The organism is Caballeronia sp. GAWG1-5s-s, from assembly GCF_023631445.1.
GTDB lineage: Bacteria > Pseudomonadota > Gammaproteobacteria > Burkholderiales > Burkholderiaceae > Caballeronia.
Window position 1 is genome coordinate 1 of the sequence record NZ_JALQDC010000022.1, and the last position, 12,900, is coordinate 12,900.

Genomic DNA, 12,900 nt, shown 5'->3' on the forward strand with positions numbered 1-12,900 from the left:
CGATGTGTGCCCGAAGGGTCTCAACCCGACGAAGGCCATCGGCAAGATTCGGGAAATGCTGGTGCGGCGGGCGGTTTGACAAAGGATGATGACATGGTCGACAAGCAAGACGACTCGCATCAGTCCGACCCTCTTCGCCGTGCGCGTCTTCGCTGGCGCGCGCGGCGCGGCTTGCTGGAAAACGATCTGATCTTCGAGCGTTTTTTCAGCCGATATGAGCATGACCTCAGCGACGCCGACGTGGCCGCATTGACCCGCCTGCTGGAGCTGAGCGACAACGAACTGATGGACCTGCTGCTCGCGCGCACCGAACCGGAAGGCGATCTCGCCACGCCGGACGTGTTGCGCCTGCTGCAGTGGCTGCGTTCGGTGTGATTTCGGCAGAGATCCCGGGAGTTTTGCACAATACGCGTAGGAACCGGGCCGAAACCCCAAGCGACGACCAGCCTAAGCACTCGCGGCTACCCGAGCGTTGCCGCGCAGCTTCCGTCGTGCAAATTATCGAAAACCTGTATCCATACTTCGATTGAGGATGTGCTATGACCCCGTCAGATGTTAAAGCCACGCTATCGTTCAGCGACAACTCGCCGAGCGTCGAAATGCCGATCTACAAGGGCACGATGGGCCCGGACGTGATCGACATCCGCAAGTTGTACGGGCAGACCGGCAAGTTCACGTACGACCCGGGCTTCATGTCGACGGCGGCGTGTAATTCGGCGATCACGTATATCGACGGCGACAAGGGCGAGCTGCTGTATCGCGGCTACCCGATCGAGCAACTGGCCGTGAACGCCGACTTCCTCGAAACCTGCTACCTGCTGCTGAAGGGCGAACTGCCGAACGCGGCGCAGAACAAGGAATTCGTCGATACGGTGACGCGTCACACGATGGTGCATGAGCAGATGCACTTCTTCTTCCGCGGCTTCCGTCGCGACGCGCATCCGATGGCCGTGCTGACTGCGGCAGTCGGCGCGCTGTCGGCGTTCTACCACGATTCGCTCAACATCAACGACCCGCGTCACCGCGAGGTCTCCGCGATTCGCATGATCGCGAAGCTGCCGACGCTCGTCGCGATGGCGTACAAGTTCAGCATCGGCCAGCCGTTCGTGTATCCGAAGAACGACCTGTCGTACAGCGCGAACTTCATGCACATGATGTTCTCGAACCCGTGCGAGGAGTACAAGGTCAACGACGTGCTGGTGCGCGCGCTCGACCGCATCCTGATTCTGCACGCGGATCACGAGCAGAACGCGTCGACCTCCACCGTGCGTCTCGCGGGCTCGTCGGGCGCGAATCCGTTCGCGTGTATCGCGGCCGGTATCGCGTGTCTGTGGGGCCCGGCGCACGGCGGCGCGAACGAAGCCGCGCTCAACATGCTGGAAGAGATCGGCTCGGTCGAGAACATCCCCGAATTCATCAAGCAGGTGAAGGACAAGAATTCGGGCGTGAAGCTGATGGGCTTCGGCCACCGCGTCTACAAGAACTACGACCCGCGCGCCAAGCTGATGCGCGAAACCTGCCACGAAGTGCTGAACGAGCTCGGCCTGCACGACGACCCGCTCTTCAAGCTCGCGATGGAACTGGAAAAGATCGCGCTGGAAGACGAATACTTCGTGTCGCGCAAGCTGTACCCGAACGTCGATTTCTACTCGGGCATCGTGCAGCGCGCGTTGGGCATTCCGACGTCGATGTTCACCTGCATCTTCGCGATGGCGCGTACCGTCGGCTGGATCGCGCAGTGGAACGAGATGATTGCGGATCCCGAGCAGAAGATCGGCCGTCCGCGTCAGTTGTTCGTTGGGCATACGCCGCGTGAGGTGAAGCCGCTCGACCAGCGGTAAGCCGATTCCCGGTTGAAGTAAGGTTGAAGGCCCCGGCGGGTGACTGCCGGGGCCTTTTGCGTTGTGGATGACAGAATCGACGGGGATACTGATATGCGAACGACTATCGCGATTGATCGTGACCTATTGGCTAAAGCTCAGGCTTACACCGGTCTGACCGACGAATCCGCAATTGTTCACGAGGCACTGAAGGCGCTCGTGCAACGCGAAGCAGCGCGGCGGCTTGCGAGCGTCGGCGGCAGTCAGCCGGAGGTTGAAGGCGCTCGCCGTCGTCGGTAGAAAGGGCATGAGGATCTGGACGCGCGACAAGCGCTTGCACAAAGTCACGGAAGAGCTCGGCGTCAACGCGGTGCTCCGGCATTGAAAAGCAGGAAACGTTAGGCTGGTAGTGCCCATCCAGGTACTGATACCACTACCATAACCCCATGTTTTCAATAGCTTTTTTGCCCTAGCCTAGTACCCACGCGGCGCGCGAAGGTGGCATAATCGTCCAACAAGCTGCCGACGAAGCGAAGCAGCGTCACCCCGCAGTCATCTGAGAAGCGCTCACCATGTCCCAGACTCTCTACGACAAGTTGTGGAACTCGCACGTCATCCACACGGAAGAGGACGGCACCTCGATCCTCTATATCGATCGTCATCTGCTGCATGAAGTGACGAGCCCGCAAGCCTTCGAAGGGCTCAAGCTGCATCAGCGTCCTGTCTGGCGCATCAGCGCGAATCTGGCCGTGTCCGATCACAACGTGCCGACCACCGACCGCTCGCAAGGCATCGCCGATCCGGTGTCGAAACTGCAAGTCGACACGCTCGACGCCAATTGCGACGAGTTCGGCATCACGCAGTTCAAGATGAACGACTTGCGGCAGGGCATCGTCCACATCATCGGGCCGGAGCAGGGGGCGACGCTGCCGGGCATGACCATCGTCTGCGGCGACTCGCACACCTCCACGCACGGCGCGTTCGGCGCGCTCGCGCACGGCATCGGCACGTCGGAAGTGGAGCACGTGCTCGCTACGCAAACGCTCTTGCAAAAGAAGAGCAAGAACATGCTCGTCAAGGTGGAAGGTCCGCTGCCGCGCGGCTGCACGGGCAAGGACATCGCGCTCGCGGTCATCGGCAAGATCGGCACGGCGGGCGGCACGGGCTACGCCATCGAGTTCGGCGGCTCCACCATTCGCGCGCTCAGCATGGAAGGCCGCATGACCGTCTGCAACATGGCGATCGAAGCGGGCGCGCGCGCGGGCACGGTCGCCGTCGACGATACGACCATCAACTACCTGAAGGATCGTCCATATTCGCCGCAGGGCGTCGAGTGGAATCAGGCAGTCGAGTACTGGCGCACGCTCAAGTCGGACCCGGACGCGCACTTCGACCGCGTCGTCGAAATCAATGCCGCCGAGATCGTGCCGCAAGTGACGTGGGGCACGTCGCCGGAAATGGTGACGTCCATCGACGGTCGCGTGCCCGATCCCGAGCGCGAAAAAGATCCCGTCAAGCGCGATGCCATGGAGCGCGCGCTGCATTACATGGCGCTGCAGCCGAACACGCCGATCGAATCGATCAAGCCGGACAAGATTTTCATCGGCTCCTGCACGAACGCGCGCATCGAAGACCTGCGCGCCGCCGCGTACGTGGTGAAGTCGCTCGGCAAGCGCGTGGCGTCGAACATCCGCACCGCCATGGTCGTGCCGGGCTCGGGTCTCGTGAAGGCGCAGGCCGAGCGCGAGGGGCTCGACAAGATCTTCACCAACGCCGGTTTCGAGTGGCGCGAGCCGGGCTGCTCCATGTGTCTCGCCATGAACGCGGACCGTCTGGAGCCGGGCGAACGCTGCGCATCGACGTCGAACCGCAATTTCGAAGGGCGTCAGGGCGCGGGCGGCCGCACGCATCTCGTCAGCCCGGCGATGGCCGCGGCGGCGGCGATCGAAGGCCACTTCGTCGACGTGCGCAAGCTCGCGTAACCCAACGGGACACAGAGACAGATCATGGAAAAATTCACCGTGCATAGCGGCCTCGTGGCGCCGCTGGACCGCGAGAACGTCGATACCGACGCGATCATCCCGAAGCAGTTCCTGAAGTCGATCAAGCGCACCGGTTTCGGCCCGAACGCGTTCGACGAATGGCGTTATCTGGACGTCGGCCAGCCCGGCCAGGACAACAGCAAGCGTCCGCTGAATCCGGACTTCGTGCTGAACCAGCCGCGCTATCAGGGCGCGTCGATTCTGCTCACGCGCAAGAACTTCGGCTGCGGCAGCTCGCGCGAGCATGCGCCGTGGGCGCTGGAACAGTACGGTTTCCGCGCGATCATCGCGCCGAGCTTCGCGGACATTTTCTATAACAACTGCTTCAAGAACGGCTTGCTGCCGGTCGTGCTGTCGGAGCAACAGGTCGACAAGCTCTTCAACGAGACGTACGCGTTCGTCGGCTTCAAGCTGACCATCGACCTCGAAGCGCAAGTCGTGCGCACCGGAGACGGCACCGAGTACGCGTTCGACGTGCCCGGTTTTCGCAAGTACTGCCTGCTGAACGGTTTCGACGACATCGGTCTCACGCTGCGTCACGCGGACAAGATCAAGCAGTTCGAAGCCGAGCGGCTCGCGAAGCAGCCGTGGCTGAACAATCGGCTCGTCGGATAAACGAAACACGCACACGTAGAAGGAAGCGACATGAAGATTGCAGTGCTCCCCGGCGACGGGATCGGTCCGGAAATCACGGCCGAAGCGGTCAAGGTGCTGAACGCGCTCGGCGAAAAGTTCGAGCTGGAGGAAGCGCCCGTCGGCGGCGCGGGTTACGAGGCGAAGGGGCATCCGCTGCCCGACGAGACGCTCGCGCTCGCGAAAGAGGCCGACGCGATTCTCTTCGGCGCGGTCGGCGACTGGAAGTACGACTCGCTCGAGCGCGCGCTGCGCCCGGAGCAAGCCATTCTCGGCCTGCGCAAGCATCTGCAGCTCTTCGCGAACTTCCGCCCGGCAATCTGCTATCCGCAACTGACGGCTGCGTCGTCGCTGAAGGCGGAGATCGTGTCGGGGCTCGACATCCTGATTGTGCGCGAACTGAACGGCGACATCTACTTCGGCCAGCCGCGCGGCGTGCGGCAAGCGCCGGACGGCCCGTTCGAAGGCGCGCGCGAAGGTTTCGACACCATGCGCTATTCGGAGCCCGAAGTGCGCCGTATCGCGCACGTCGCGTTTCAGGCCGCGCAGAAGCGCCAGAAGAAGCTGACGAGCGTCGACAAGGCCAACGTGCTGGAAACGTCGCAACTGTGGCGCGACACGATGATCGACGTCGCGAAGGAATACGCGGACGTCGAGCTGTCGCACATGTATGTGGACAACGCGGCGATGCAGCTCGTCAAGGCGCCGAAGGCATTCGACGTGGTCGTGACCGGCAACATGTTCGGCGACATTCTCTCCGACGAAGCCGCGATGCTGACCGGCTCCATCGGTATGTTGCCTTCGGCATCGCTCGACAAAAACAACAAGGGTCTGTACGAGCCGTCGCACGGCTCCGCGCCGGATATCGCGGGCAAGGGCGTGGCCAATCCGCTCGCGACCATTCTTTCGGCCGCGATGATGCTGCGTTATTCGCTCGGCAAGACGGAGCAGGCGGATCGCATCGAGAACGCGGTGAAGAAGGTGCTCGAGCAGGGCTACCGCACCGGCGATATCGCGACGCAGGACGGCAAGACCGTCGGCACGAAGGAAATGGGCGACGCGGTGCTGGCAGCGCTGTAATGTCCGTCTCGGGATCGCCCGAGTCGGTACAGTTGACGCGTAATTCGCGGCGATTTCACCGGAAAGGCGGTACTTCCGACGAAAACGCCGCGTTTCGTGTATATTCTTTGGTCATGGCGAAGAACTCTCAATTCTCTACGGATTGCATCGGCCGCGGCATCGACGCTCGCGCGACCGGCTTCGCCATCGTCACGCGCATCGACGGCATCGCCAGCATTGGCGCTATCGGCACTATCGGCACGTCGAAAACGCGCATTACGAAACTCTCCATCAAAGCGATCACGATTCGCTGATCGTCCCTCGTGTCCGAGCGTCTTCCCCGCGCGGCCACGCCGGGTAAGGATGCGGGGAAGCCTCAACAAATAAGGTTAGTCATGAACGTAGGTCTCGTGGGTTGGCGCGGCATGGTCGGCAGCGTGCTGATGCAGCGCATGCAGCAGGAAGGCGATTTCGACCTGATCGAACCGGTGTTTTTCAGCACCAGCAATGCGGGCGGCAACGCGCCGTCGTTCGCCAAAAACGAGACGAAGCTCAAAGACGCGACGAGCATCGACGACCTGAAAAAGTGCGACGCCATCATCACCTGCCAGGGCGGCGACTACACGAACGACGTGTATCCGAAGCTGCGCGCGGCGGGCTGGAAGGGCTACTGGATCGACGCGGCCTCGGCGCTGCGCATGAAGGACGACGCGGTCATCATTCTCGATCCGGTGAACCTCGACGTCATCAAGGATTCGCTCGTCAAGGGCGGGCGCGATTTCATCGGCGGCAACTGCACCGTCAGCCTGATGCTGATGGCGCTCGGCGGCCTCTTCCGCGAAAACCTCGTCGACTGGATGACGGCCATGACGTATCAGGCCGCATCGGGCGCGGGCGCGCAGAACATGCGCGAACTGCTGTCGCAAATGGGCGCGCTGAACGCGTCGGTGGCGGGCGATCTCGCGAATCCGTCGTCGGCCATTCTGGATATCGATCGCAAGGTGCTCGCCACCATGAACAGCGACGCGATGCCGACCGACCATTTCGGCGTGCCGCTCGCCGGCTCGCTGATTCCGTGGATCGACAAGGATCTCGGCAACGGCATGTCGAAGGAAGAGTGGAAGGGCGGCGCGGAAACCAACAAGATTCTCGGCAAGCCCGCGATGGGCCAGCCGGGTTCCATTCCAGTCGATGGCCTCTGCGTGCGTATCGGCGCGATGCGCTGCCACTCGCAGGCGTTGACCATCAAGCTGAAGAAGGACGTGCCGCTCGACGAGGTCAACGGCATTCTGGCCTCGGCAAACGACTGGGTGAAAGTCGTGCCGAACGAGCGCGAAGCGTCGATGCGCGATCTGTCGCCGGCAGTCGTCACCGGCACGCTGACGGTGCCGGTCGGCCGTCTGCGCAAGCTCGCGATGGGCGGCGAATACCTGTCGGCGTTCACCGTCGGCGACCAGCTGCTGTGGGGCGCCGCGGAGCCGTTGCGCCGCATGCTTCGCATTCTGTTGGACAAGTAAAGTAAACTACGCGCCTGAGAGCGCGGACCTCGTCCAGGAAGCGTCGCGTTATCGCGGCGCTTTTTGTTTATGGAGCCGCATTTTTGGGACTGCGAGCGAATCGACCGGTCGTACGATTGGGGCGCGCATCAGTCTTGCTGTTCGTATCAACCTTCGCCGTACTTCTGGAGCTTCAATGATTCGACGACCCCGCCGGTCCTTCATCCCGTCATCGCGTGCGGCGCTTGCCGCGGCCAGCGCCGTTCTGTGCGCGGCGCTCTGGACGAACTCCGGCGCGGCGTTCGCGCAGGCGAGCGGCGCGACAGCCGATGCCGGCGCGCCCGGCAATGCGCCCGCGCAGCGGTACGCCGTGAAGCCGGGGCAGTCGCTGAGCGATATCGCGGGCGAGCTCACGGGTTCGAAAGAGCGGGCCGTCAAGGAGAAGATGGCGCGCGCGCTGTTCGACGCGAATCCGAACGCGTTCGCGGGCCACGACATCAATCGGCTGAAGCTCGGCGCGGTGTTGAACGTGCCGGCCACGGATGCCGGCGCGGCCTCTGAGGGCGCCGCGGCGCCGGCGCCAGCGCCGCAGGCGGTTCAGCCGAGCGCGCCGTCGACGAATGCGGCGAGTGCAGCGCAGTCGTCGTCTCCGGCGGTCGAAAGCGCGCCGGTTCAGCCGGCGGCGTCCGCCGCCGAAGCGGCCGCGAGCGAGCCGGCGACGCCGGCCACGGCTTCGGCGGCATCGCAAGCCACGCCCGAGGCCGCGCCTGCCGTCGCGCCCGTCGCGAGCGCGCCCGCGGCCGACGCTGCGCCGCAAACCCACGGCGGCATTGATCCGAAGGTGATCGCTCTCGTTCTCGCGGTCGTCGCCGTGCTGTTGTTCCTCCTGCTCCGCCGCAACAAGCGCCGCGCTCAGGCCGAAGCCGAAGCCCACCAGCAGCCGCCCGCGCCGGTTCCCGCCGCAACGCCGCCGCGTGCTGAATCGGCGGCGGATCTGGAAGGCACCGCCGTCGCGCGCGATCAATCCGAACTGAACGCCGTGGCCGCGAGCCTTGAAAGTTACGAGGCGGCGCAGTCTTTCGCGACGCCGTCGGAGGATGACGCGCCCGAGTCCGTCAGAACGCCCGAAGGGCGCACGGACCAGCCGAATCGCACAGAGCCGGCCGAGCCGTTCATTCCGACGCCGCCGGCCGCGGCTCACGCTGCCTTCGTTCCGCCGCTTTCGCATGCGGGCACGGCCGACGCGCAAACGCATGAGGCTCAGGAGGCTCACGCGCGGGAAGTCGCCGCGCGCGAGGCCGCAGCGCACGAAGCCGAAAAGTGGGAAGCCGAGGAGCGGGAAGCCGCCGCGCGGCAGGCCGCCGCGCGAGAAGCGGAGGAGCGCGAAGCCGCAGCGCGTGAAGCCGCAGCGCGCGAAGCACTGGAGCGCGAGCTTGCCGGGCGCGACGAGGCGTCTCGCGAAGCCGCCGAACAGGAAGCGCAAGCGCATCAGGCTCGCGAGGCGGCGGCGCGCGAGATCATCGCTCGCGAAGCCGAATTGCGCGAAGCGCAGGCGGTTGCCGCCCAGCAGCAAGCGGCGGAGCAGCGCGCAGCGCAGCAACGCGCCGTCGAGGAGCAAGCCGCGCGCGACGCCGAGCAGCATCTTGCGGGCGTCGAGGACGACGAACCGGCATCCGCCGATCGCTTCCCGATGCCCAAGTTTCCGACCGAAGCCGTCCAGGCGCTGGACTCGCTCGACATGAGCCTGCCGCCTCGCATGGAACTGACGCTGGCTCCGCCTTCCGATGACCACGCTCCGCGCCACGACGCGCCGGCGCACGCGTCGGTCGGGCAGGAGCCTTTCGTTCCGCAGCCGATTGCCGAGACCGACGCGGCCCACGAGGCGCAGGCGTTCGCGCTGCCGTCGGTTGCCGACGAGGTTGAGTCGTCCGCCGCAGCGCGTATCGAAGCGGGAACGGCCGGCGCGCCGTCGGTCGCAGGGCTGGGGGCGACGCAGTTCGGCCCGTTGAGTCTCGACTTCAATCTGGACCTGCCATCGAGCCACACCGAGCCGCTGCCCGCGCTGACCGCCGCACAACTGGCGACCATCGCGCGCAACAAGCTGGAGCTGGCGGTCGAATACATCGAACTGGGCGATCTGGGCGGCGCTCGCACGTTGTTGCAGGAAGTGATCGCATCGAACGATCAGGCGACGCGCCAGCAAGCGGCCGGTTTGCTCTCGACGCTCGCGCCGCACTCCTGATATGCGCATCGCGTTAGGCGTTCAGTACGACGGGGCGGCGTTTTGCGGCTGGCAATCGCAGCCGCACGGCAATACGGTGCAGAATGAACTGGAGCGTGCGCTCACGGAATTCACGCAGACGCCGGTTCAGACGGTCGTCGCTGGACGCACGGACACGGGCGTCCACGGCCTCGGGCAAGTGGTGCATTTCGACACCGAACTGGACCGTACCGACTTCTCGTGGGTGCGCGGGACGAACGCGTTTCTGCCGAGTTCGGTCGCCGTCCAGTGGGCTAAGCCGATGCCCGACGACTTTCACGCCCGTTTCGCGGCCTTCGAGCGCACGTACTTTTACGTTCTGTACGTCAATCCGGTGCGTTCACCCATGGTGGCGAAACGCGCGGGCTGGGTGCACACGCCGCTCGACGTCGCCGCCATGCGCGATTCCGCCGCGTGCCTCATCGGCGAGCACGATTTCTCGTCGTTCCGCGCGGCCGATTGCCAGTCGAAGACGCCGGTCAAGCATCTCTATCGGATCGACGTGCGCGAACAGGGCGATTTCATCCACTTTCGTTTTCGGGCGAATGCGTTCCTGCATCACATGGTGCGCAATTTGATGGGCTGCTTCGTCGCGATCGGGCGCGGACGCTATCCCGCGTCGTGGATGGCGGACGTGCTCGAAGCGCGCGACCGTCGCGCCGCCGCGCCGACCTTCATGCCCGACGGGCTCTATCTCGCGGAAGTCGGATATCCCGAGCGTTTCGCGGTTCCGCCGCCGCATATTGCAAGCATGCCGTGGAGCGCCGTTTGGGCTGACCAGCCATGACAACTCAAGATTTGCACCGGACCAGAATCAAGCTGTGCGGGCTCTCGACAGAGGAGCACGTTAAGCACGCCGTCGCGCTGGGCGCGGACGCTGTGGGTTTCGTCTTTTATCCGCCGAGTCCGCGCTCGCTGACCGTGCCTCAAGCGGTGGAGTTGTGCCGCTACGTGCCGCCGCTCGTGGCGGCGGTCGGTCTGTTCGTCAACGCGACGCCCGAATGGGTTCGCGAGGTGACGTCGAACGTGCCGCTCTCGCTGCTGCAATTCCACGGCGACGAAACCCCCGAGCAGTGCGCAGAACTGGCCGCGATTGCGGGTTTGCCCTGGTGGCGCGCAGTGCGTGTAGGGCCTGATGCGGCCGCAAGCGATTTGGTAGAATCGTCGCTTAACTATGCGGCTGCAGGCGGTATTTTGCTCGACGCACTCGTCGAGGGCTTCGGCGGCGGTGGAAAGGTATTCGATTGGTCACTTATTCCAACAGATCTCGGGCATCGGGCCGTTTTGAGTGGTGGGTTGAACGCGCAAAACGTCAGTGACGCCATCCGGCGCGTGCGCCCGTTCGCGGTCGATGTCTCGAGCGGCATCGAAGTGCCGGGCGCCAAGGGCGTGAAAGATTCCGCCCGAATGACCGCGTTCGTGCGCGCAGTGCGCGAAGCGGACGCCGGCTGATTCCGACTGCGAGCCAACCATGGCTCGCCACCGAGAGAGTGACGCAATGTACAACTTGCCTGACGAAAGAGGCCACTTCGGCCAATATGGCGGCGTGTTCGTCTCCGAAACGCTTATCCACGCGCTGGACGAACTGCGCCGCGCATACGACGCAGCCCGCCAGGACCCGGCATTCCAGGCCGAATACGACTACGAACTGAAGCATTACGTCGGCCGTCCTTCCCCGATCTATCACGCAAAACGCTGGAGCGACATGCTCGGCGGCGCGCAGCTTTATCTGAAGCGCGAAGACCTGAATCACACGGGCGCGCACAAGGTCAACAACGTGATCGGGCAGGCGCTGCTCGCCCGCAAGATGGGCAAGCCGCGCGTGATTGCGGAAACCGGCGCAGGACAGCACGGCGTGGCGACGGCGACCATCGCGGCGCGCTTCGGCATGGAGTGCGTGGTCTACATGGGCGCGGAGGACGTCAAGCGGCAGGCGGCGAACGTCTATCGCATGAAACTGCTCGGCGCGACCGTCGTGCCCGTGGAATCGGGCTCGCGTACGCTGAAGGACGCGCTCAACGAGGCCATGCGCGACTGGGTGACGAACGTCGAAAACACGTTCTATATCATCGGCACCGTGGCCGGGCCGCATCCTTATCCGATGATGGTCCGGGACTTCCAGCGCGTGATCGGCGACGAATGCCGCGTGCAGATGCCCGAAATGGCGGGCCGCCAGCCGGATGCCGTGATCGCGTGCGTCGGCGGCGGGTCGAACGCGATGGGCATCTTTTATCCGTACATCGAAGATGAAGCCGTGCGACTGATCGGCGTGGAGGCGGCCGGCGACGGTATCGACACCGGCCGGCACGCGGCGTCGCTCATGGGCGGAAGCCCCGGCGTGCTGCACGGCAACCGCACGTATCTCTTGCAGGACGACAACGGCCAGATCATCGAGACGCATTCGGTGTCGGCGGGGCTCGACTATCCGGGCGTCGGTCCGGAGCACGCGTGGCTCAAGGACGTCGGCCGCGCAGAGTACGTCGGCATCACGGACGACGAGGCGCTGAAAGCGTTCCACGACTGCTGCCGGATCGAAGGCATCATTCCGGCGCTGGAGTCGAGTCACGCGCTGGCATACGGCGCAAAGCTCGCGAAGACGTTGCCGCGCGACAAGGTGCTGCTCGTCAACCTGTCGGGCCGCGGCGACAAGGACATGCACACGGTCGCCGAGCGATCGGGCATCCAGTTCTAAGCCGCAGATGCGCACCGTTATCGACGAACCGATGTCCGCCGGCGCGCTGCAAGGCGCCGGCATCGACATTCGGAACCGCGATTTTCTCGCCGATGCCGCCTCCATTCCCGATGCGTCGATCGATCTGATCGTCGCCGACCCGCCGTATGGGCTCGGCAAGGACTACGGGAACGATTCGGACATGCTGTCCGGCGAGGCCTTTCTTGCGTGGACGTATCGCTGGCTGGACATCGCGATACCGAAGCTCAAGAAAAGCGGGTCGATGTACATCTTCTGCACCTGGCAGTATTCGCCGGAATTGTTCGTGTTCCTGAAGCGCCGGATGACGATGGTCAACGAGATCGTCTGGGACCGGCGCGTGCCGAGCATGGGCGGAACCACGCGCAAATACACGTCGGTTCATGACAACATCGGCTATTTCGCGGTATCGAAGGATTACTACTTCAATCTCGATCCGGTGCGCATTCCTTACGACGCAGCGACGAAAAAGGCGCGCTCGCGCAAGATTTTCGAAGGCAGCAAGTGGCTCGAGATGGGCTACAACCCGAAGGATGTGTGGTCCGTCTCGCGGCTGCATCGGCAGCACGCGGAGCGGGTCGATCATCCGACGCAAAAGCCGCTGGAAATCGTCGAGCGCATGGTGCTGGCAAGCTGTCCGCCGGGCGGCCGCGTGCTCGATCCGTTCATGGGCAGCGGCACGACCGCCGTTGCGTGCGCGCGCCAGGGCCGGCTGTTCACGGGCTTCGAGATCAACGCGGACTACTGCGCCATCGCGGAAAGCCGCCTGGCGAAGCTCGATGCGCCGCTGACCGCCGAAACCGAGACCGCCGAATAACGCGCGAGCCGCAGCTTCGTCGCTGATCGCGTCGAATGATCGACGCTAACGTATACGCTTACG

13 protein-coding genes and 1 pseudogene are annotated in these 12,900 nt (G+C 64.2%); all 14 read left to right on the forward strand.

The genetic code is table 11. The features are described 5' to 3' along the window. Positions 1 to 79: pseudogene (gene sdhB, locus NCR34_RS14360) on the forward strand (succinate dehydrogenase iron-sulfur subunit); the annotation flags it as partial. A gap of 14 nt (positions 80 to 93) precedes the next feature. Then, positions 94 to 375: an FAD assembly factor SdhE gene (locus NCR34_RS14365; protein WP_206469119.1), complete on the forward strand. Its 282-nt coding sequence runs from the start codon at positions 94 to 96 to the stop codon at positions 373 to 375. Positions 376 to 539: 164 nt separating this feature from the next. Beyond that, entirely contained in the window at positions 540 to 1,841 is a 1,302-nt protein-coding gene (gene gltA / locus NCR34_RS14370; protein ID WP_248322946.1) for a citrate synthase, read from the forward strand. 93 nt (positions 1,842 to 1,934) lie between these two features. Then, entirely contained in the window at positions 1,935 to 2,120 is a 186-nt protein-coding gene (locus tag NCR34_RS14375) for a type II toxin-antitoxin system VapB family antitoxin (protein ID WP_250500198.1), read from the forward strand. Positions 2,121 to 2,392: 272 nt separating this feature from the next. Then, entirely contained in the window at positions 2,393 to 3,802 is a 1,410-nt protein-coding gene (gene leuC, locus NCR34_RS14380) for a 3-isopropylmalate dehydratase large subunit (RefSeq protein ID WP_250500199.1), read from the forward strand. 24 nt (positions 3,803 to 3,826) lie between these two features. Next, complete coding sequence (gene leuD, locus NCR34_RS14385) at positions 3,827 to 4,477, forward strand: 3-isopropylmalate dehydratase small subunit (protein WP_175940913.1); 651 nt, start codon at positions 3,827 to 3,829, stop codon at positions 4,475 to 4,477. Positions 4,478 to 4,507: 30 nt separating this feature from the next. After that, positions 4,508 to 5,575: a 3-isopropylmalate dehydrogenase gene (leuB, locus tag NCR34_RS14390; RefSeq protein WP_250500200.1), complete on the forward strand. Its 1,068-nt coding sequence runs from the start codon at positions 4,508 to 4,510 to the stop codon at positions 5,573 to 5,575. Beyond that, positions 5,575 to 5,868: a hypothetical protein gene (locus tag NCR34_RS14395; RefSeq protein WP_250500201.1), complete on the forward strand. Its 294-nt coding sequence runs from the start codon at positions 5,575 to 5,577 to the stop codon at positions 5,866 to 5,868. The genes leuB and NCR34_RS14395 overlap by 1 nt, the downstream gene beginning before the upstream one ends. Before the next feature lie 81 nt (positions 5,869 to 5,949). Beyond that, positions 5,950 to 7,071 (forward strand): aspartate-semialdehyde dehydrogenase, encoded by a 1,122-nt coding sequence (gene asd, locus NCR34_RS14400; protein ID WP_250500202.1) that lies wholly within the window; start codon positions 5,950 to 5,952, stop codon positions 7,069 to 7,071. A gap of 175 nt (positions 7,072 to 7,246) precedes the next feature. After that, on the forward strand, positions 7,247 to 9,292 hold the full coding sequence (locus NCR34_RS14405) for a FimV/HubP family polar landmark protein (RefSeq protein ID WP_250500203.1): 2,046 nt from the start codon (positions 7,247 to 7,249) through the stop codon (positions 9,290 to 9,292). 1 nt (position 9,293) lies between these two features. Further along, positions 9,294 to 10,097 (forward strand): tRNA pseudouridine(38-40) synthase TruA, encoded by an 804-nt coding sequence (gene truA / locus NCR34_RS14410; protein WP_250500204.1) that lies wholly within the window; start codon positions 9,294 to 9,296, stop codon positions 10,095 to 10,097. Next, positions 10,094 to 10,762 carry a phosphoribosylanthranilate isomerase gene (locus NCR34_RS14415; RefSeq protein WP_250500205.1) on the forward strand — a complete coding sequence of 223 codons (669 nt, stop codon included), beginning with the start codon at positions 10,094 to 10,096 and terminating at the stop codon, positions 10,760 to 10,762. The genes truA and NCR34_RS14415 overlap by 4 nt, the downstream gene beginning before the upstream one ends. A gap of 46 nt (positions 10,763 to 10,808) precedes the next feature. Next, entirely contained in the window at positions 10,809 to 12,002 is a 1,194-nt protein-coding gene (gene trpB, locus NCR34_RS14420) for a tryptophan synthase subunit beta (protein ID WP_206469133.1), read from the forward strand. Between the two features lie 7 nt (positions 12,003 to 12,009). Further along, complete coding sequence (locus NCR34_RS14425) at positions 12,010 to 12,837, forward strand: DNA-methyltransferase (RefSeq protein ID WP_250500206.1); 828 nt, start codon at positions 12,010 to 12,012, stop codon at positions 12,835 to 12,837. Positions 12,838 to 12,900: the final 63 nt, after the last annotated feature.